General features: G+C 72.9%; 21 protein-coding genes and 1 pseudogene. 12 read left to right on the top strand and 10 right to left on the bottom strand.

Features of this window, described 5'->3' with window-relative positions:
* Nucleotides 1–17 precede the first annotated feature (17 nt).
* Nucleotides 18–1,001 carry a hypothetical protein gene (locus tag AB0B76_RS08885; RefSeq protein ID WP_360371758.1) on the top strand — a complete coding sequence of 328 codons (984 nt, stop codon included), beginning with the start codon at nucleotides 18–20 and terminating at the stop codon, nucleotides 999–1,001.
* 116 nt (nucleotides 1,002–1,117) lie between these two features.
* Here the strand turns inward: AB0B76_RS08885 and AB0B76_RS08880 are convergent, their stop codons facing one another.
* Both AB0B76_RS08880 and AB0B76_RS08875 read right to left on the bottom strand, forming a co-directional pair.
* A complete protein-coding gene (locus tag AB0B76_RS08880; protein ID WP_360371755.1) occupies nucleotides 1,118–2,527 on the bottom strand; it encodes a prolyl oligopeptidase family serine peptidase in 1,410 nt (469 codons plus the stop codon).
* Nucleotides 2,528–2,651: 124 nt separating this feature from the next.
* Nucleotides 2,652–3,233, bottom strand: a complete 582-nt coding sequence (locus AB0B76_RS08875; RefSeq protein ID WP_360371752.1) for a helix-turn-helix domain-containing protein — start codon at nucleotides 3,231–3,233, stop codon at nucleotides 2,652–2,654.
* A 308-nt stretch (nucleotides 3,234–3,541) separates the two neighbouring features.
* Between AB0B76_RS08875 and AB0B76_RS08870 the strand changes: the two genes are divergently transcribed.
* Nucleotides 3,542–4,390 carry an SDR family oxidoreductase gene (locus AB0B76_RS08870; protein ID WP_360371748.1) on the top strand — a complete coding sequence of 283 codons (849 nt, stop codon included), beginning with the start codon at nucleotides 3,542–3,544 and terminating at the stop codon, nucleotides 4,388–4,390.
* A gap of 59 nt (nucleotides 4,391–4,449) precedes the next feature.
* Nucleotides 4,450–4,644 (top strand): annotated as a pseudogene (gene fdxA, locus AB0B76_RS08865) (ferredoxin); the annotation flags it as partial.
* A gap of 31 nt (nucleotides 4,645–4,675) precedes the next feature.
* On the opposite strand, the gene soxR reads toward fdxA, so the two are convergent.
* Genes soxR through AB0B76_RS08850 form a run of 3 tightly spaced genes read right to left on the bottom strand, consistent with a single transcriptional unit; the run spans nucleotide 4,676 to nucleotide 6,197 of the window.
* Nucleotides 4,676–5,131 (bottom strand): redox-sensitive transcriptional activator SoxR, encoded by a 456-nt coding sequence (soxR, locus tag AB0B76_RS08860; protein WP_360371745.1) that lies wholly within the window; start codon nucleotides 5,129–5,131, stop codon nucleotides 4,676–4,678.
* A gap of 33 nt (nucleotides 5,132–5,164) precedes the next feature.
* The gene (locus AB0B76_RS08855; RefSeq protein WP_360371742.1) at nucleotides 5,165–5,548 is read right to left on the bottom strand and encodes a VOC family protein; all 384 of its coding nucleotides are present in this window, start codon (nucleotides 5,546–5,548) and stop codon (nucleotides 5,165–5,167) included.
* A gap of 31 nt (nucleotides 5,549–5,579) precedes the next feature.
* Nucleotides 5,580–6,197 (bottom strand): L-threonylcarbamoyladenylate synthase, encoded by a 618-nt coding sequence (locus tag AB0B76_RS08850; RefSeq protein WP_360371739.1) that lies wholly within the window; start codon nucleotides 6,195–6,197, stop codon nucleotides 5,580–5,582.
* 28 nt (nucleotides 6,198–6,225) lie between these two features.
* Here AB0B76_RS08850 and AB0B76_RS08845 point away from each other — a divergent pair, with 28 nt between their 5' ends.
* On the top strand, nucleotides 6,226–6,579 hold the full coding sequence (locus AB0B76_RS08845) for a nuclear transport factor 2 family protein (protein WP_360371736.1): 354 nt from the start codon (nucleotides 6,226–6,228) through the stop codon (nucleotides 6,577–6,579).
* A 4-nt stretch (nucleotides 6,580–6,583) separates the two neighbouring features.
* On the opposite strand, the gene AB0B76_RS08840 is transcribed toward AB0B76_RS08845, so the two are convergent.
* On the bottom strand, nucleotides 6,584–7,423 hold the full coding sequence (locus AB0B76_RS08840) for a hypothetical protein (RefSeq protein ID WP_360371734.1): 840 nt from the start codon (nucleotides 7,421–7,423) through the stop codon (nucleotides 6,584–6,586).
* A gap of 206 nt (nucleotides 7,424–7,629) precedes the next feature.
* Nucleotides 7,630–8,487, bottom strand: coding sequence for an NAD(P)H-binding protein (locus tag AB0B76_RS08835; protein WP_360371731.1), 858 nt, complete (start codon nucleotides 8,485–8,487; stop codon nucleotides 7,630–7,632).
* Nucleotides 8,488–8,589: 102 nt separating this feature from the next.
* Between AB0B76_RS08835 and AB0B76_RS08830 the strand changes: the two genes are divergently transcribed.
* From AB0B76_RS08830 to AB0B76_RS08810, 5 genes are all read left to right on the top strand, one after another.
* Nucleotides 8,590–9,126, top strand: coding sequence for a helix-turn-helix domain-containing protein (locus AB0B76_RS08830; protein ID WP_360371728.1), 537 nt, complete (start codon nucleotides 8,590–8,592; stop codon nucleotides 9,124–9,126).
* Between the two features lie 5 nt (nucleotides 9,127–9,131).
* Nucleotides 9,132–10,277, top strand: coding sequence for a PLP-dependent aminotransferase family protein (locus tag AB0B76_RS08825; protein WP_360371725.1), 1,146 nt, complete (start codon nucleotides 9,132–9,134; stop codon nucleotides 10,275–10,277).
* 30 nt (nucleotides 10,278–10,307) lie between these two features.
* The gene (locus tag AB0B76_RS08820) at nucleotides 10,308–11,594 is read left to right on the top strand and encodes a DUF2252 domain-containing protein (RefSeq protein ID WP_360371722.1); all 1,287 of its coding nucleotides are present in this window, start codon (nucleotides 10,308–10,310) and stop codon (nucleotides 11,592–11,594) included.
* A 67-nt stretch (nucleotides 11,595–11,661) separates the two neighbouring features.
* Nucleotides 11,662–11,997: a YciI family protein gene (locus AB0B76_RS08815; RefSeq protein ID WP_360371719.1), complete on the top strand. Its 336-nt coding sequence runs from the start codon at nucleotides 11,662–11,664 to the stop codon at nucleotides 11,995–11,997.
* An 11-nt stretch (nucleotides 11,998–12,008) separates the two neighbouring features.
* The gene (locus tag AB0B76_RS08810) at nucleotides 12,009–13,217 is read left to right on the top strand and encodes a sigma-70 family RNA polymerase sigma factor (protein ID WP_360371716.1); all 1,209 of its coding nucleotides are present in this window, start codon (nucleotides 12,009–12,011) and stop codon (nucleotides 13,215–13,217) included.
* Between the two features lie 89 nt (nucleotides 13,218–13,306).
* Here the strand turns inward: AB0B76_RS08810 and AB0B76_RS08805 are convergent, their stop codons facing one another.
* The gene (locus AB0B76_RS08805; protein WP_360371713.1) at nucleotides 13,307–14,563 is read right to left on the bottom strand and encodes an FUSC family protein; all 1,257 of its coding nucleotides are present in this window, start codon (nucleotides 14,561–14,563) and stop codon (nucleotides 13,307–13,309) included.
* Nucleotides 14,564–14,588: 25 nt separating this feature from the next.
* Here AB0B76_RS08805 and AB0B76_RS08800 point away from each other — a divergent pair, with 25 nt between their 5' ends.
* Nucleotides 14,589–15,029, top strand: a complete 441-nt coding sequence (locus tag AB0B76_RS08800) for a MarR family transcriptional regulator (RefSeq protein ID WP_360371710.1) — start codon at nucleotides 14,589–14,591, stop codon at nucleotides 15,027–15,029.
* Here AB0B76_RS08800 and AB0B76_RS08795 read toward each other — a convergent pair.
* Nucleotides 15,026–15,631, bottom strand: a complete 606-nt coding sequence (locus tag AB0B76_RS08795; RefSeq protein ID WP_360371707.1) for an MBL fold metallo-hydrolase — start codon at nucleotides 15,629–15,631, stop codon at nucleotides 15,026–15,028. The two genes, AB0B76_RS08800 and AB0B76_RS08795, sit on opposite strands and share 4 nt — an antisense overlap.
* Nucleotides 15,632–15,670: 39 nt before the next feature.
* On the opposite strand from AB0B76_RS08795, the gene AB0B76_RS08790 reads away from it, so the two are divergent.
* Nucleotides 15,671–16,105, top strand: coding sequence for a hypothetical protein (locus AB0B76_RS08790; protein ID WP_360371704.1), 435 nt, complete (start codon nucleotides 15,671–15,673; stop codon nucleotides 16,103–16,105).
* Nucleotides 16,106–16,170: 65 nt separating this feature from the next.
* Nucleotides 16,171–16,578: a PLD nuclease N-terminal domain-containing protein gene (locus AB0B76_RS08785; protein ID WP_360371701.1), complete on the top strand. Its 408-nt coding sequence runs from the start codon at nucleotides 16,171–16,173 to the stop codon at nucleotides 16,576–16,578.
* 198 nt (nucleotides 16,579–16,776) lie between these two features.
* Here the strand turns inward: AB0B76_RS08785 and AB0B76_RS08780 are convergent, their stop codons facing one another.
* Nucleotides 16,777–17,658 (bottom strand): LysR family transcriptional regulator, encoded by an 882-nt coding sequence (locus AB0B76_RS08780; RefSeq protein WP_360371698.1) that lies wholly within the window; start codon nucleotides 17,656–17,658, stop codon nucleotides 16,777–16,779.
* Nucleotides 17,659–17,876: the final 218 nt, after the last annotated feature.

Here is a 17,876-nt window from a genome sequence, read left to right as displayed (position 1 = left end):
CGCGTAGCGTGCCCGCAATGGGTGCACGCTGTGCCGCTGGGGCCGCCGTCATCGCGTCGACGCTGATGTTGCTCGCCGGGTGCGGACACAGCGACCAGGGCCCGGTGACGGCGGCCGGTTGGACGTCGGACGGCGATGTGGTGCTGGTGCGCGAGGAGGCGGCCGTGTTGTGGACCGGGCATCGCGGCGGCCGTCTGCGCTCGGCGTCGCTCGGCGGCGTGTGCTACGGCTTGACGGTGATGTCCGTCTTCGCGCTGGCCGCGCCGAAGATAGGGCTCGCCGCGTCCTGCGGCGGGAACGACCCGCGCCTCGCATTCGTGTCCTTCGACCCGGCCACCGGGCAGGCCCAGCCCCTCGCGGCGGTGCCGAGCGTCGACCTGCCGCTGCTGTCGGCTTACGGTGGAGGTATCTGGTCCGAGCCTGATCATTCCGCCTTCCTCGGGTACACCACGCTGGGCTGCGCAGGCGTGGGGACATTGACCGGCGCGACGGTACACCCGCTGGACGTCGAAATCGCGCTGCCCGGCGGCCCCATACACCTCGCGGACGCCCTGCCGGAGGTCGGCGGAGCGGGTTGCACGGCCCGCGCGCTGGCCCGGGCGCCGTCCCTGTCGCCGCACGGACGGTACCTCGGGTTCTTCGTGCATGTCTGTGCAACGCCGTGCAATGCCCCGATGCCCGATGCGTGGTCGAAACCGGTCGCCGTCGACGACATCTGGCGGGTCGTGGTGCAGGACCGGGTCAACGGAACGGTCACCGTGTCCGACGCACAGTTCCGATGGCCCCTGGACACGGCGCTGACCGACGAGGGGGTACTCGTGATCAGCGCCGGGCAGGGCGACGCGGCCGGGCTGTACCAATGCCGCGTCACGACCTGCGACACGCCGATCCGGTTGGCGAGCGGCCGCTTCGACTCGGTGAACATCCGGCCGGACGGCGAGGAGCTCATCACCTTGCGCCAGGGCGTGGACGAGCCGGTCTTCGTCCCGCTCAGCCGGTAACCGGAGGCACCTCAAACCAGCGGCTCACGGCGTGCCACCGTTCTCGGGACGGTCCCGCCCGTGGGGCGCTCGCGTGTGCGTACGGACGCCCCACCCGTTGGGTTGTGCCGCGTTCGTCAGGGGGTGAGCAGGCCCCAGTAGGCCGCCCAGGGGATGAACACGACGCCACCGGTGAGTAGCAGGCCGACTCGTGGGCTGCCGCCGTGGCGGCGGCAGCCGATGATGGTGAAGGCCGTCGTGGCGAGGACGCCGAGCGCACCGAGTTGCAGGGTGAGCCATTCGGGCGGGCGGCCGAGGAGGGTCGTGGTGGTGTTTGTCGCTCCGGTCGCCACGATGGTGAACAGATACGTTGATGTGCCGAGCACGGTGATCATCCCGCTGGCGGCGAGGAGCCGGGCCGCCCACCGCACCCGGGCCGGCGGACGGTGTCGGCGTAGCCGGCGGAGCACCGCACCGACCGGGTAGGCCAGGAAGCCGATCAGCATGACGGCGAGCAGGCCGAGTTGGAGCGCGACGTTCTCGAACCAGGCGAGCGGTTTCACGGGCGTGCTCGGCAGGTTCTGGCCGGGTGGTGGGTCGGCGCTGGCCTCGGGCAGGGTGTGGCCGAGGTCGTTGATCCAGGAGGTGATCAGGTCGGTGTAGCCGGGCGCGAACCGGCTTGCGTGGGCGTTGTCGAAGCCGGTGGTGCTGCGGCGCATGTTGTGGTTGGCGTCGGGGATGACGCGGAGCGTGTAGTGGGTGTTGCCGGCACGGTCGAGCGCGTCGCGGTACAGGCGGAGGCTTTCGGCCGGGACGGTTGAGCGGTCGTACTGGCCGAAGACCGCCAGGAGCGGTTGGTGGACCTTCTGGAGTGTGGCGATCGGGTCGTAGCCGACGTCGCCGAACAGGTTGGCCGCTACCAGCATGCGGCTGAGGTTTACGCCGATCGGGTCCCACAGTGAGGCTGACACGCCGGCGTGTGACAGGTAGGTGCGGTTGCTCCACAGCTGGGTGCGGTCGGTGTGCAGCGCGCTCGCGCCGACCGGGATGACGAAACCGATGTCGGTGGACCTGGATGCCGCGAGTGGTGCGACCCAGCCGCCCTCGCTGTGTCCCCAGATGCCGACGCGTGATGGTTCGACGTCGGCGCGGGATCGCAGCAGGTGTACTCCGGCGATGGCGTCGTCGGCCAGTCTGGTGAAGGAACTGGTGGCCCGCGAGTAGTCGGATCGCTTGTCGTAGATGAGCACGACGACGCCGGCCCGGGCGAACGCCTCGGCCTCGGGCCGGTAGGCGTCGCGGGTCCGGGCGCCGGCGCCGGGCACGAGCACCAGGCCGGCGCGGCCGGTTCCCGCGGCGGTGGGTGCGACGACGGTGCCGTACAAGGTCAGGGCGCCGCTCTGGAACTGCACGTCGGTGTTGGTGAGGTCGGCGGTCTCCGCCGCGGCCGGCTGGGCCGGCCCGGCCAGCCAGACCAGCGGGGAAAGGGCGATGAGCAACGCGGCGGCGAGTCGGGCCGACTTGGCGTGCTTGCGTTTTGGCAGCATGGAGTGCTTTCCTGGGGTCGGAAGTGCGTGTACGTCACGGCATCGCCCGCGGGCGAAGATGGAGCGTCTTCCGTTGCCTGGGTCGCTGAGTTGCAGCTCGGCGACCCAGGATTCGTGTCCGGGCTCAGTCGGTGTCGTGGTCCTCCTCCGGGTCGGGAAAGGCGACGAAACGGGTCAGCACGGTACGCGCGCCGGCCGGAGTGTCATCCGCCGGTCGCTGGTACCGTTTGAGCAGCTCCAGGTACTCCTCGAAGAAGCTGGACAGTTCCGCCAGACTGACCCGGATCGAGCCGCGCGAGTACGGCAGCGCATCCGACCACGGACCCATCTGTGGCCGCTTGCCCTGAAAGCGGGCGAAGGTCGCTAGATCCTCCGCCAGCCAGAGCTGGTTCAGTTCTTCGATCGCCGCCTGCAACTGCGGGCTCTGCTCGCTCTGCCGGGGAAAGTGCACGTGCTTGCGGGTCAGCCGCCACCAGCGCTCCTTGCCGCGGGCCCGTTCGGGAATCTCCTCGACGAACCCATGCTCGGCCAGCACTCGCAGGTTGTAGCTGGCGCCGCCGGTGGTGACACCCAACCGCGGGGCAAGCAGCGTCGACGTGGCCTCACCGAGGATCTCCAGCTCGCGCAGGATCCTCTGACGCACCGGGTTGGCCAGGGCCTTGGCGGTGGCAAGCGTGGCGAGTTCCGATCCGGCCGCGTCTGGCATGTGTACACGATAAATCATGCACGACAAATCGTGCAACCCGACTCGAGCCGGTCAGCACGGGAGCCGATCGGGTCCGCGTGTGCGGTCGTTGGTCATTCCCCGGAGGGCGGCGCGACACCGGCGGTTCGCGCTCCTCGCGACCCCGGAAGCCGTCGGCGAGGCGGCCCGCCGCGAAGCGCCGGGCGACCCGGTGCGAATGAGGTCGCCGGGGGTGGTTCGGGGTCCGGCCGGATAACGGGATCGGGGCAGGGTAACGCGGCGGTCGAACGTGATGGCAGCGGCGCTGAACAGCAGACTGGGGGACTGAGATGACAAAGGTACTGATCACGGGATGCGGCACCGGTTTCGGCCATGAGGTGGCGATGCGGCTGGCGGAGAAAGGCTTCGACGTCATCGCCTCCGTGGAGATCTGGGCCCAGGTGCAGACCTTGAAGCGGCAGGCCGCGCAGCGCGGAGTGAACCTGCAGGTGGAGAAGCTCGACGTCACCGATGACGCGGATCGCCGGAAGGCCTTGGCGTGGGGCGTCGAGGTACTGGTCAACAACGCCGGCGTCGGTGAGGGCGGCTCGACGCTCGACATCCCGGCCGCGAACATCCGCCGGGAGTTCGAGGTGAACGTCACCGGGCCGCTGCTGCTGACCCAGGGCATCGCCAAGCAGATGGTCAAGCGCAGAAAGGGACGTATCGTGTGGGTCTCCTCCCGGGAAGGGCTCAACGTCAATCCCTTCACCGGCATCTATGCGGCGTCCAAGCACGCGGTGGAGGCCATCGCCGAGACCATGGCGATGGAGTTGCAGGAGTTCGGCGTCGAGGTCGCCACGGTCAACCCCGGGCCGTTCCTGACCGGCTTCAACGACCGGATGTTCCAGACCTGGCAGAGCTGGGAGGACGACCCCTCCGAGCGGCTCTTCGACTACTCGAAACTGGCCTTCCCCCGCGCACAGTTCGACCCCGAGCCGGTGTACGCCACGATGACCGCCGTCGCGGCCGGCGAGGTGGACACCTACCGCAACCTGGAGCCGGCGTCGATGATCGACGAGACCAGGAGCCTGCAGCAGGTGCCGTGGGATCGGAACACCAAGGACGGCCTGGGTACCCGCCCCAGGCAGCTCCAGGCCTCCTACGACATGGAACCCGAGACCCTGATCGCCGTGTAGCGAACCGGCGGCACGGGCGGGCTTGCGCTCAAGTGTGGTTGAGCTTCTAGCTTCGCGGCATGACCTTTGTGATCGCGGCGCCCTGTGTGGACGTGTTGGACAAGGCCTGTCTCGACGAGTGCCCGATCGACTGCATCTACGAGGGCGACCGGATGCTCTACATCCACCCCGACGAGTGCACCGACTGCGGCGCCTGTGAGCCGGTCTGTCCCGTCGAAGCCATCTTCTACGAGGATGACCTTCCCGCGGAGTTCCGCGAATACATCGCCGTCAACGCCGCGTTCTTCAAAGAGCCGAATCCTGCAGGCGTACCGGGCCCTGCCCCCGCGTTCGAAGGCGATCGTCGGGGTTGAGCAGGTCGCAGGAGCGCATCGACAGGCAGCCGCAGCCGATGCACGCTATGAGCTGGCGTTCGAGGTTCATGATGTACCGCCGCCGGTTTTCCAGTTCCTGCTTCCAGATTCTCGACACCCGCACCCAGTCGCGGTGGCTCGGTGGTTCGTCGGCCGGCAAGGTGGTGAAGATCTCCGCCACGCCGGCCAGGGGGATGCCGAGCCGCCGGGCCGCGAGGATGAGGGAGATGCGGCGCAGCATGTGCCGCCGGTACAGCCGCTGGTTGCCGCCGTTGCGCTCGGCCGTGATGAGCCCCTCCGCCTCGTAGAAGCGCAGGGCGGACGGGGCCACGCCGGTGCGGGCGGTGACCTCGCGGACGGTGAGCAGGTCTTGCGGCTCCGGGGACACCCGTGGACCGTAAAACCTCAACCTAGGTTGAGCTCAAGACCACCGGCGCAGCGGCGAGCGGTCGCCCACGGACCATTTGTGGCCGTACGGGTCCGTGAAGCCGCCCTGGCGGTGGGTCCCCCAGGGCACGCGGCGGTCCTCGATCGGCGGTCCGGCGACGGCGCCCGCGGCCACGGCGCGCTCGACGAACTGGTCGGGATCGTCGGTGAACACCTCGACCCGGGTACTCGAGACGCCGACCGGGTTCCCAGGATCGGCCTGGTGGAGGAAGAAGGCGGCGCCGCCGATGTCGAGGCCGGCGACGCCGCCGAGGTTCCAGAGCTCGGTCGCGCCCAGTGCGGTCCTGTACCAGGAGACCGCACCGTCCGCGTCCGGGACGATCAGCATCACCGAGATCACCGGCGGTTCGTCAGTCATGCCCTGAGCATGCCGGAAGACACCGCGTTCTTCACTCGAAACGCGCGGGGTCGCCGGCGCCCACGCGCAGGATCTGCGGCTCGTCCTCGGAGAGGTCCACGACCGTGGTCGGCTCGGTGCCGCACTCGCCGTCGACGACCGCGTCGACCTGGTGGTCGAGGGCCTCCTTGATCTCCCAGCCCTGGGTCATCGGCTCGGTCTCGCCGGGCAGCAGCAGCGTGCTGGAGACCAGCGGCTCGCCGAGCTCGGCCAGCAGCGCCTGGGTGACCGTGTGCTGCGGGATGCGCACGCCGACGGTGCGCTTCTTGGGGTGCAGCAGCCGGCGGGGCACCTCGGGGCTGGCCGGCAGGATGAACGTGTAGCTGCCCGGGGTGACCGCCTTGACCAGCCGGAACACCGAGTTGGGGATCTGCACGAACTGGCCCAGCTGGGCGAAGTCGCGGCACATGAGCGTGAAGTGGTGCCGGTCGTCGAGCCGGCGGACCTCCCGGATACGGGTCAGGCCGGGGCGGCTGCCGAGCTGGCAGCCCAGCGCGTAGCAGGAGTCGGTCGGGTAGGCGAGCAGCCCGTCGCCGCGCAGCAGCGCCACGATCTGCTGGAGCAGCCGCGGCTGCGGGTTGTCCGGGTGCACGTCGAAGTACCTCGCCACGGCTCCAGCCTACGTGTAGGAATAGCGCATGACGGATCTGGAGGCCGTGACCGGCTGGGTCGAGGGCTACGTGCGGGCGTGGACCGGCAACGACCCGGCCGGGATCGGCGAGCTCTTCGCCGAGGACGCGGCGTACTACACGGCGCCGTTCGCCGAGCCGTGGCGGGGCCGGGACGCGATCGTGGCCGAGTGGCTGGCGCACCAGGACGCGCCCGGCGACTGGTCGTTCACCTGGTTCCCGGTGACGGTGGGGCCGGACCTGAGCGTCGTGCAGGGCGTGACGGCGTACGCGACGGTGACGTACAGCAACCTCTGGCTCATCCGCCTGGACACCGTGGGCCGGTGCCGCGAGTTCACCGAGTGGTGGATGGAGCAGACGTAACCGCTCAGAACGGCAGCAGCTCGTCGCGGGCGGGCGGGTTCAGCCGGCGCCACACCACGAGCACGAACCCGGCCAGCAGCGCGAGCATCACCACGCGCAGCGACACGAACATGATCGCGGTGTGGTTGACGGCCAGGGCGTCCTCCACGAACGCGAGCCGCTCGGCCGGGCGCGCCTCGGTGCGGGCGGCCTCGGCGAAGAGGTACACGACCAGCGGGACGAGGGCCAGGCGCCAGCCCAGGTAGGTCCAGTGCCGCAGCACGCTGCGCCGGTCCCGCCCGAGCCGGTCGGCGACCCGCCCGACGACGCCGAACCACACCGCGAACAGCAGCAGCGTCACCCACAGCGCGATGCCGACCGCCGACCCGACCCGGTCGACGAGCGCGAACACGGCCTGGGCGCCGGGGTCGCGCAGGGAGTGCTCGTCGAAGGCGTACCGCCGCAGGACCGCGTCCTCGCGGCGCAGGACGAGCACGTCGACGACGAGCAGCACGATGTGCACGGCGGTGACGGCGAGGAAGATCCAGGTGAACGCCCGCAGGGCCACCGGCGGGTGGTCGTCGATGACCTCGTCGTCCTCGTCGCGGTCGTCGGGCTCGAAGCGCTCTTCCAGGGGCGGGAACGGGTCGGGCAGGCCGGGCAGGTCGGAGAGGTCCGGCTCGTCCCGCGACTGCTCGGGGATCCGGGCCGTGGGCTCGACCCGCCCGGACAGCCGGTCGGGCCAGCGGGCGGCGCCGTCGCCCTCGCCGACGAGGGCGGCCACGAACTCCGCGGACGGCACGCCGCCGTGCCGGATGCAGAGGTATCGACCGTTGGTGTCGTGCCCGGGGGCACCACACGTCACGCAAACCATCGGCACAAGGTCCGCAGCCTAGTCGCCGCGGTCGCCGGGTGGGTGCCCCGGATCGGCCGAACCACCCGGCTGTTCGGCTCGGATTCACCGCGCTGACCTCCGCATTTCACCCCCGGATCCACTCGCCGCAGTGCGGCGCTCACCCAGCGCTCACCCGCCGGCGACCTGCCGGGTTCGCCTCCAGGGCCTTGCCGCGTTCAGCCTCCGGCGGCCTCGGCCACGGCGGCCCGCGCCCCGGCCGGGCGGCGGCCCAGCAGCGTCTCCAGGTCGTGCGTCGGCGTGCCCGCCCAGCCGGTGCGGATGCAGGCGTAGAGGGCGAGCAGCTGCTCAGCGACCGGCGGCGGCCATCCGGCGGCCACCCACCGCGCGCGGAACTCGTCCTCGGCCTCGGGCCGGTAGGCGATCCCCGGCCCGGCCAGCTCGGCGAGTTCGTCCCAGCCGATCGCGTCGGGGCCGGTCAGCTCGTACGTGCGCCCGCCGTGCCCGTCGCCGCCGGCCAGGACGCGCGCGGTCGCCTCGGCCAGGTCGGCGGTCCGGGCCACGGCCAGGCGCGCCCGGCCGGCCGGCGCGGTGAGCACCCCGTCGCGGCGGGCGGCGAGCACGTCGCGGGCGAGCGCGGCGGGCAGGCCGTGGCCGGCCCGCACGATGGTCCACGCGACCGGCAGCGCGCGCACCGCCCGCTCGGTCCCGGCGAAGTCGGCGGTGGCGGCCAGGGTGCTGCGCCCGGCGTCGGGCCAGCTGGTGACCACGACCCGCCGGGCCCCCGCGGCGACGGCGGCCGCGACCGCCCCCTGCAGCTGCGGGCCCCGCACCTCGGGGGCGGCGCCGTAGTAGGTGCCGTTGACGAGCACGGTGGCCGCGTCCCGGAAGGCGCCGGGCAGGGTCCCGGGCCGGCCGAAGTCGCCGTGGCGCACCGCGACCCCGCGCTCGCGCAGCGCGCCGGCCGCGTCGGGCGCGCGCACGCTCACGGCGACCTCGCCGGCCGGCACGAGGTCGAGCAGCCGCTCGGCGACGAGGCGGCCGAAGGGCCCGTTGGCACCGGTCACGATAATCATGGGGTTCCCTCCCGGAGGGGAAGACGAGAACCGGGGCAGCCGCCCCGCTTATGCCGGAGACGATAGCGGGGCGATCGCCCCGTTTCAAGGGGTGGTACCGCGATGCCTCGTGCCGACGCCGTACGCAACCGCCAGCGCGTCCTGTCCGCCGCGCGGGCCGCGTTCGCCGAGGAGGGGCCGGGCGTGAGCCTCGACGACGTCGCCCGCCGCGCCGGGGTCGGCGCGGGCACCGTGCACCGCCACTTCCCGACGAAGGACGCCCTGTTCGCGGCGGTGATCGCGGACCGGCTCGCGGAGCTCGCCGAGGTCGGCGCGGGCCTGGCCGGCGCGCCCGACCCGGGCCTGGCCTTCGCCGGGTTCTTCCGCCGCCTGGCCGCCGAGGCCGCGCAGAACCTGGCCCTGTCGGCCGCCCTGACCGACCCGGGCGAGGTGATCATGGACGCGGGCCGCGACCTGGAGGCGGCGATCGCGGTCCTGCTGCGCCGGGCCCAGGAGTCCGGGGCCGTGCGCGCGGACGTGACCACGGCCGAGCTGCACGCGATCATCGCCGGCGCGGTGGTCATGGAGCAGCGCCTGCCGGAGGCGTCCAAGGGCCGCGGCCTGCAGGTGCTCGTCGACGGCCTCCGCGCCGGGGCGTGAGCCCGGTGTACCCCGTCACCCAGTACGTCCCCCGCCCGGGCGTGCTCGACCTCGGCTGGGGCCACCCGCGCCCGGACCTGCTCCCGGTCGAGGCGTGGCTGGACGCGACCCGCGCCGCCCTGGCCGAGCACGGCTGGCGGGCGCTGACCTACGGCGCCTCCCCCGGCCCCGGGCCGCTGCTCGAATGGCTCGCCGGGCACCTCGCCACCGTCGACGGGCCGTGCCGGGAGGACGAGCTCTTCGTCACCGGCGGCGCGTCCCAGGCCCTGGCGCTGGCCGGCGCGGTCCTGATCCGGCCGGGCGACGTCGTGCTCGTCGACGCGCCCACGTACCACCTCGCCTTCGCCGTCCTGCGCGACCTCGGCGCGACCCTGGTGAGCGTGCCCGCCGACGCCGAGGGCCCCGACCCGGAGGCGACCGCGGCGCTGGCCGGGCGGCTGCGGCGCGCCGGGCGGCGGGTGTCCGCGCTGTACCTCGTGCCGACCTTCGGCAACCCGACCGGCCGCAGCCTGCCCGCCCGGCGCCGCGACGACCTGCTCGCCGCGGCCCGGCGCGCCGCCGTCACCGTCATCGAGGACGACACCTACCGGGAGCTCGCCTACGACGGCGCCGCGCCCGCGTCGCTGTGGAGCCGCGGCGGCGGCAAGGGCGTCGTGCGGCTCGGCTCGTTCGCCAAGACGGTCGCGCCCGGGGTACGCCTCGGCTGGCTCACCGCCGACCGCGCCACGGTGGCGGCGGTCGCGGCGCGGGGCTGGGTCAACAGCGGCGGCGGCGTGAACCACACCAACGCCCTGGCCATGGCCGCGTTCGGGCGCTCCGGGGCGTACGCGCGGCACACCGGGCACCTGCGCCGCGAGTACCGCCGCCAGCGCGACGCCCTCGCCGGGGCGCTGCGGGCCGCGGCCCCCGCCCTCGACGTGGCTGTCCCGCACGGCGGCTGGTTCCTGTGGGCCGGGCTGCCGGCCGGGCTGACCGCGGACGCGCTGCTGCCGGTGGCCGAGCGCCACGGCGTCTCGTTCGTGCCCGGCCCGCAGTTCCACTGCGACGGCGCCGGCGGGGCCGGGCACGTCCGGCTGTCGTACTCGATGCTGCCCCCCGCGGACCTGGCCGAGGCCGCACGAAGGCTCGGCGCGGCGCTGAACTGCGTGTAGGACCGTGCGCGGGCTCTATATCGTCGGACGATGGATCGCGCCGAAGCCCTCACCGACGTGTTCGTCGCCGAGTTCGGGGAGCTCATGTCCCTGGACCCGGCCGCCTTCCGCCGCAAGTTCCGCAAGATGGCCGCCTCGCCGTTCGCCTTCTACCGCGGCAGCGCGTGCGTGTTCTACGCCGACGTGCACGGCATCCGCGACGACTTCCTCGACGCGCGCACCTCGCGGGTCTGGATCCACGGGGACCTGCACGCGGAGAACTTCGGCACGTACATGAACGCCGCGGGCGTGCTCGTGTTCAACGTCAACGACTTCGACGAGGCGTACGTGGGACCCTTCACCTGGGACCTCAAGCGCTTCGCGGCGAGCGTGGCGCTCATCGGGTACGAGAAGGCGCTCTCCGACACGGTCATCGGCGAGCTCGTGGCCGGCTACGCGGCGGCCTACGTGACGGAGCTGCGCGGGATCGCCGGCGGCGGCGCGATCGGCTCCCTGACTCTCGACACGACCGACGGGGTGCTCCACGACGTCCTGCAGCGGGCCCGGCTGCGTACCCGCGTGGCGCTGCTGGACACGCAGACGGTCGTCGAGGAGTACGACCGGCGCTTCATGATGGCCGACGGGGTGTACGCCGTCGAGGACGCCCTGCGCGAGGAGGTGCTGGCCGCGTTCGCCGAGTACCTGCCGACGATGCCGTCGTGGGACGCGTCGCGGCCGGAGCAGTACACCATCAAGGATGTGGTGCTGCGCAAGGGCGTCGGCATCGGCTCGGCCGGCCTGCCCAGCTACAACCTGCTGCTCGAGGGGCACACGCAGGCGCTGGAGAACGACGTGATCCTGTACATGAAGCAGGGCCAGACGCCGGCCGTGTCGCGCTTCATCCCCGACCCGCGGGTGCGGGAGTACTTCCGCCACCAGGGCCACCGCACCAGCGAGTCGCAGCGGGCCCTGCAGGCGCACGCCGACGCGTGGGCCGGGCACACGGTGCTGCGCGGCGTCGGGCAGATGGTCGCCGAGGTGTCGCCCTACGCGACCGACCTCGACTGGAGCGACGTGAACGAGCTCGCCCAGCTGCGCAGCGTCATCGCGTACCTGGGCCGCGCGACCGCCCGCATGCACTCGGTCGCCGACGACGAGTCCGCGCACGACCTCGTCGACTTCTCCACCGAGGACGCGATCGTCGCCGCCGTCGACCGCGACGAGGCCGGGTTCACCGCCGCGCTTGTCGAGTTCGCGCACGAGTACGGCGACGTGGCGCGCCGCGACCACCAGATTTTCGTGGATCTCTTCCGCAATGGAAAATTTCCCCTCCAGTAGGTGTCCGGTTGGCCGGTTCCCGTTCGTCACTCGGGTGTCTCGATCGTCATTTGGAGGAAAATCCCTGATGAAGTACATGATGTTCGTCTGCAGCGACGCCGAGCCCGACACCGACCCGTCCGCCGAGCCCGACATCAACGAGTGGGTCCGCGAGAACGACGAGGCCGGCCGGCGGCGGCAGGGGGCGGTCCTGGCCCCGCCGACGGCGGCGACGACGGTCCGCGTGCGCAACAAGGAGCTGCTCGTGACCGACGGCCCGTTCACGGAGACGAAGGAGGTCATCTTCGGCTTCGACCTGCTGGAGTGCGCCGACCTCGACGAGGCGATCGCGGTGGCCCGCGCGCACCCGATGGCCCGCGGCGGCCGCATCGAGATCCGCCCGTTCGCCGATTTCGAGCAGTGACACGTCCCTACGTGGATGCAGCCTCGGCCGTCGTAACGGGGGCGGCCGAGGCGTACCCGCGCATCGTCGGGGCGCTGATCCGCATGACGGGAGACTGGGACTTGGCCGAGGACTGCGCACAGGAAGCGCTCGCCGCCGCGCTGCAGCGGTGGCCGTCGTCGGGCGTGCCCGACAACCCGGGCGCCTGGCTGATGACCACGGCCCGCAACCGGGCCATCGACGTGCTGCGCCGCACCGCCGTCGAACGCACGAAGCTGCAGGACCTGGCGGTGCTGTCGGGCAACGACACCGCCGACGCCCCGGACGGCTTCCCCGACGACCGCCTCCGGCTCGTCTTCACCTGCTGCCACCCGGCGCTGCCGCTGGAGGCCCGCGTCGCCCTGACCCTGCGCACGATCTGCGGCGTGCCGACCGCGGACATCGCCCGCGCCTTCCTCGTCACCGAGGCGACGATGACCCGCCGGCTGACCCGCGCCAAGACGAAGATCGCGCAGGCCGGCATCCCGTACCGCGTGCCGCAGGGCCCCGCCCTGGCCGAACGCCTCCCGGGCGTCCTCGGCGTGCTGTACGTGCTGTTCACCAACGGCTACAACCCCGACGGCGCCCCCGCCTTCGCCGACGAGGCGATCCGCCTGGCCCGGCTCCTGCGCGCGCTGCTGCCCGCGGTGAACCCGGCCCCGGAGCTGTCCTCGGAGGTCGCCGCCCTCCTCGCGTTGTTCCTGTTCCAGCACTCCCGCCGGGCCGCCCGCCGCTCCCCCGACGGCCGCCTGCTCACCCTGGACCAGCAGGACCGCACGCTGTGGGACCACAACGCGATCGCCGAGGCCCGCACGCTGCTCGACGCCCTGGGCGACGGCCCGTACGCGCTGCAGGCCCGCATCGCCGCGGCCCACGCCACCGACGGCCCGACGGACTGGCCCGAGATCGCCCGCTGCTACGACCGCTTGTGGGCCGGGCAGCCGACCGCGGTGATCGCCCTCAACCGCGCGGTAGCGCACGGCTTCGCCCACGGCCCCGCGGCGGGCCTGACCCTGCTGGCCGAGGCCCGGGCGGGCGGCGCCCTGGACGGCTACCCGCACGCGGTGGCGGCGGAGGCGGACATGCGCTCCCGCGCGGGCGACCACGACCGCGCGGCGGCCCTGTTCCGCGAGGCGGCGGCGATCGCCCACAGCCCGGCGGAGCGGGACGCCTTGCTGGAGCGCGCGGAGGCCGAGGCGTAACCCGGCGCCGCGCCGACATGCCGTCCGCTGCGGCCCGCACAGCCGCACGGGCCGACATGTCGGGCGCTCCGCGCCGCGACATGTCGGATTTATACCCTGACCGGCGACTTATGCGCGGCTACCGCGGCCCGGAGGTCGTCTACCACCGGGCCCAGGGCCTTGCGTACCCGCCTCAGGGCGGCCGGGTCCTCGGCCGCCGCGAGCGTGCGCAGGTCCGGCTCCAGGGCGCCCAGCGCGTCGACCCAGCGCAGTTCGCGGCGGTCGTGGAAGCGGCGGACGGCCAGTAGCGGCGCGGCCGACTCGCGCAGGGCGGCGAGCCGGCGCAGGGCGGTCGCGTACTCGCCCGCGCTGATGCTGCGCAGGCACTCCGCGGTCCGTTTGCGCAGCACCGCGCCGGTGCGTATGGGCGCCACGAGTACGGCGGGCAGGACGGCGCACAGGGCGCCGGCGACGACGGCGATCAGGCGGGTGCCGAGCAGGGGCAGCGCGGCGGTACCGGCGACGCCGACCAGCGAGTAGAGCAGCGCCAGGGCGGCCGTCACGCTCGCGGCCCACCAGGCGTAGCCGAACTGGCGCAGGTAGGAGCCTGCGGCGAGTACCACCAGAAGCAACGCGACGGCGACGGGCTTGTGGCCGCCGACGGCGAAGGCCAGGACGGTCGCGACCAGCGTGCCGCCGAGCGCGCCGAGGGTGCGGTGCACGCCCTTGAGCAGGGCGTCGCCGCGGGAACGGGCGGCCGCGCCCACGGTGTACGCGCTGATCACCGTCCACGGCCAGTGCTCGCCGAACACGACCTGTCCGATCGTGAACGCCAGCGTCAGGGCGAGCGCGGACTGCACGCCCCGCCAGACGTGCACCCGCGCGGCGGCCGTGCTCGGCAGTTCCGCTTCGGCGGCGGTACCCCACGCAAGCCGGGCGAGCAGCACGAACGCCTCGGCGATGAACACCGCGAGCGTGGCCCACGCCAGCGTGCGCAGCGGGTGGCCGCCGGGGTTCACCGGGGCGATCAGCATGCCGATGAGCGGCAGTACCAGGGCCCGGCCGAGGTGCCCGGCGGCCGGGCCGAACGCGCGGGCGGCGGTCGCGGCGGCCACGGTGACGACGAAGAACGCGTCGCCGTAGGCGTGGGCGGCGTGGAACAGGACCGCGAACGTGGCGATGACGAGGGCTCCCACCGGTACCAGCAGAAGGCGCCAGGGACTGTGGGGCTGGGCGGATCGGCCCGCCATCAGGGCGACGGCGGCGCCGAGCACGACGATGCCCAGGCTCTGGTGGATCGCGACGAGGGTGAGGACGGTGGCCGGCACGGGGGCGAAGCCGGCGAGGGCCTGCCGGATATTACGCACCTGCTGAATATCGCAGCACGGTAGCGTGAGCGCAACCATGAACGACCCGGACCCCGATCTCAGTACCGCGCGCGCCGTGCGGCGGGCGACCCAGCGGCTCTCGCGCCGGCTGCAGCTGCAGCGGGCCGCCGACGGGCTGAGCCTGACGAAGATCAGCATGCTGGGGCACCTGGCGCGCAAGGGCCCGATGACCGCCGGCGCCCTGGCCACGGCCGACCGGCTGCAGCCGCAGTCGGTGACGCGGGTACTCGCGGAGCTCGAGGCCGACGGGCACATCGAACGGCTGCAGAACCTCGCCGACAAGCGGCAGCGGGTCTTCTCGATCACCGACGCCGGGCGGGCCGCCCTGCGCGAGGACATGCGCACGCGCGACGAGTGGCTGGCCTCGGCCATGGCGACGCTGAGCGCCGCCGAGCGCGACGCCCTCCTGTACGCGGCCGCGATCCTGGAGCGGCTCGCCGACTAGTGCACGTTGTCCCGCTCGGCCCCGATGGTGGTGTCGGGCCCGTGACCGGTGTGCACGACCGTCTCCGGCGGCAGCGTGAGCAGGCGCTCGGTGATCGAGCGCAGGATCGTCGGCTTGTCGGAGAACGACCGGCCGGTCGCGCCCGGGCCGCCCTCGAACAGCGTGTCGCCGGAGAAGAGCACGCCCTGCTCGGGCAGGTGCAGGCAGACGGCGCCGGGGGTGTGACCGGGCGTGTGCAGTACCGTCAGCGAAGCTCCGGCCACCACGATCGGCTGGCCGTCGGTAAGGTGCGTGTTCGGCTCGAGAGCGGGGTGCTTCATGTGCCACAGGGGCAGATCGTCCGGATGCAGCAGGATCGGCGCGCCGGTGCGCAGCGCGACCTCGGGCGCGGCATCGATGTGGTCGTCATGACCATGGGTGCACACGATCGCAACGGCGCGACGACCGCCGAGCGCGTCGAAGATCGCCCCGGCGTCGTGCGCGGCGTCGATGACCAGCGCCTCCTCGTCGTCGCCGACGATCCAGACGTTGTTGTCGACGTCAAAGGTCTCACCATCGAGCGAGAACGTGCCCGACGTGACCAGCCGTTCGATGCGCACCATGGTCCCCATTTTCGCCTGACGAGGCGCGACGATGTGCAGGTGGGGTCGTACGCGTACCGCGTGCTGCGCCCCGCCCGCCCGCTGCGCACCGCGGTGCTGCACGCCGGCTCGCCGCCCACCCTGCGCACCACCCGCCGCGACGCGCTGCGCATGCTGGCCCTGGCCGAGCTCGTAAGCGACCGGACGCTCGTCGCGTTCCCGCTGCGCGACGAGCGCGGCATCCCGTTCGACCTCGTCCTCGCCGAGGAGGCGCTGCGCTTCCCGGCCTCCCGCTGGTCCGACGTGCGCGCCCGCCTGGGCCCGGGCCGCCTCGAACGGCACGCCGCGCGGGCCGCGGTACCGCCGCCGTCTTCACGCCCGAAGCGCGCGGCGGACACGGCGCGCCACGCCCTGCTGCTGCCGGTTTCCGCCGTGGCGCGCATGCGCGGGGGCGAGCTCGACCTCGGCTACTTCCGCGTCGTCCTTTTGGACTGACCCAGGACCATTGCGATTCGGTCACGGGGCGGACACCGGGATCGCGGTCCGGCACGATGTCCGGCGTGGTTCGCCTCTATGGACTTCTCTTCCTGATCGACCTCGTCATGCTCGTGTGGGCGGTGATCGACTGCCTGTCGACGGACGAGTACCTCGTGCGCAACCTGCCGAAGATCGCCTGGGTGTTCATCATCCTGCTGTTCTCGCCGGTGGGCTGGATCGCCTGGCTCGTGGCGGGACGCCCGCAGCCGGCGGCACGCGCGGGCGCGGGCTCCCAGTGGCGGCCAGGCAGCGGCTTCCCGGAGAACGACCGCCCGCGGGCGCGCCAGATGGCCCCGGACGACGACCCCGCGTTCCTGCGCGACCTGGCGAAGAACCGCCGCGCGGACGAGGAGATGTTCTCCAAGTGGGAGGCCGACCTGCGCCGCCGCGAGGAGGAGCTGCGCCGGCGCGAGACGAAGGAGAACGACTGACGTCATCGGCCGACTACGCTGCGGATTGACGGGCGTGATCGGTTAGGTGGCGTGGTGTAGGGTTAGATAGACGGAACGGGCCACCCCGGTTGGACCTGTGTGACTACATCGCCTGACGCGTCGCCTTCGAGATTTTCGTGCCGCACCGTCAAGTAGGTCCCGGGTCAGCCGCCTCCGCGCGCTTGGTCCGTCCCGCGGTCAGCCGGCGGACGTTGCCGGGGCGGTGCGGATTCCCAGGGCGGTCGCGAACGCGGTTACCGCCGGGTGACGGGCCGCGCCGGCGCGGAAGGCCACACGCGTGCGGCGGCGGGTGCTCAAGGGCGTCAGGACCACCTCCGCCGGGACGCCCGTTGCCGCCAGCTCCGGCACCAACGCCACGCCCTGGCCCGCGGCCACGAACGTGAGGACGGTGACGAAGTCGTCGGCGTGGTGGCGAACGCGCGGGGTGAAGCCCGCCGCCTCGCACGCCCGGACGGTCATCGTGTGGCAGAGGGTGCCCCGACTGGCGAGGATCCACGGCTCGTCGCGGCACCCGGCCAGGGTTCGCTCGTCGCGGGCCGCTACGAAGATCGTCTCGTCCAGCAGCGGCAGGGTCCGCAGCGCCGGGTCGGGCTCGATCGGCACCAGGTCGTAGTCGTGGACCAGGGCCACGTCCAGGGTGCCGTCGCGGAGATGGTGCGGTACCGCGGCCGGGTCCAGCTCCTGGACGCTGAGCTCCAGCGCCGGATGGGCCTCGCCCAGCGCTACCAGGGCCGGCGGCAGCAGGGTGCGCATTGCGGTCGGGAACGCGCCGATGCGCAGGGGGCCCGACAGGCCGCTGCGGCCGGCGGCCAGGGCGGCGGTCGCTCGCTCCAGGGCCGCCAGGACCTCCTCCGCGTGCGCTACCAGCGTGCGGCCGGCCGACGTGAGCGCGACCCGGCGGCCGGTGCGCTCCAGCAGGGCCACGCCGGCCTCCCGCTCCAGGGCCGCGAGCTGCTGGGACACGGCTGAGGGTGTGTACGTGTGCGCGGCGGCGACCGCTGCGATGGTGCCGTGCTGGGCCAGGTCACGCAGGAGGCGAAGCCGGCGGACGTCGAGCATCACCGCACCGCCGGGGGCGTGGCGACGGTGCGGTGATGGGCCCGCGGCAAGGCCGACGGCGTGCAGGGATGCGCGGCGGCGAGGGTGCCGTGGCGGGCCCGCGGCAAGGCTGGCGGTGTGCAAGGGCATGCGGCGGCGAGGGTGCCGTGCTGGGCCCGCGGCGTGCAAGGGCGCGCGGCGGCGAGGGTGCCGTGCTGGGCCCGCGGCGTGCAAGGGCG

The organism is Dactylosporangium sp. NPDC049140 (genome assembly GCF_040648435.1).
The sequence above is the reverse complement of the archived record's forward strand: the minus strand, read 5'-3'. Positions and strand labels throughout refer to the sequence as shown.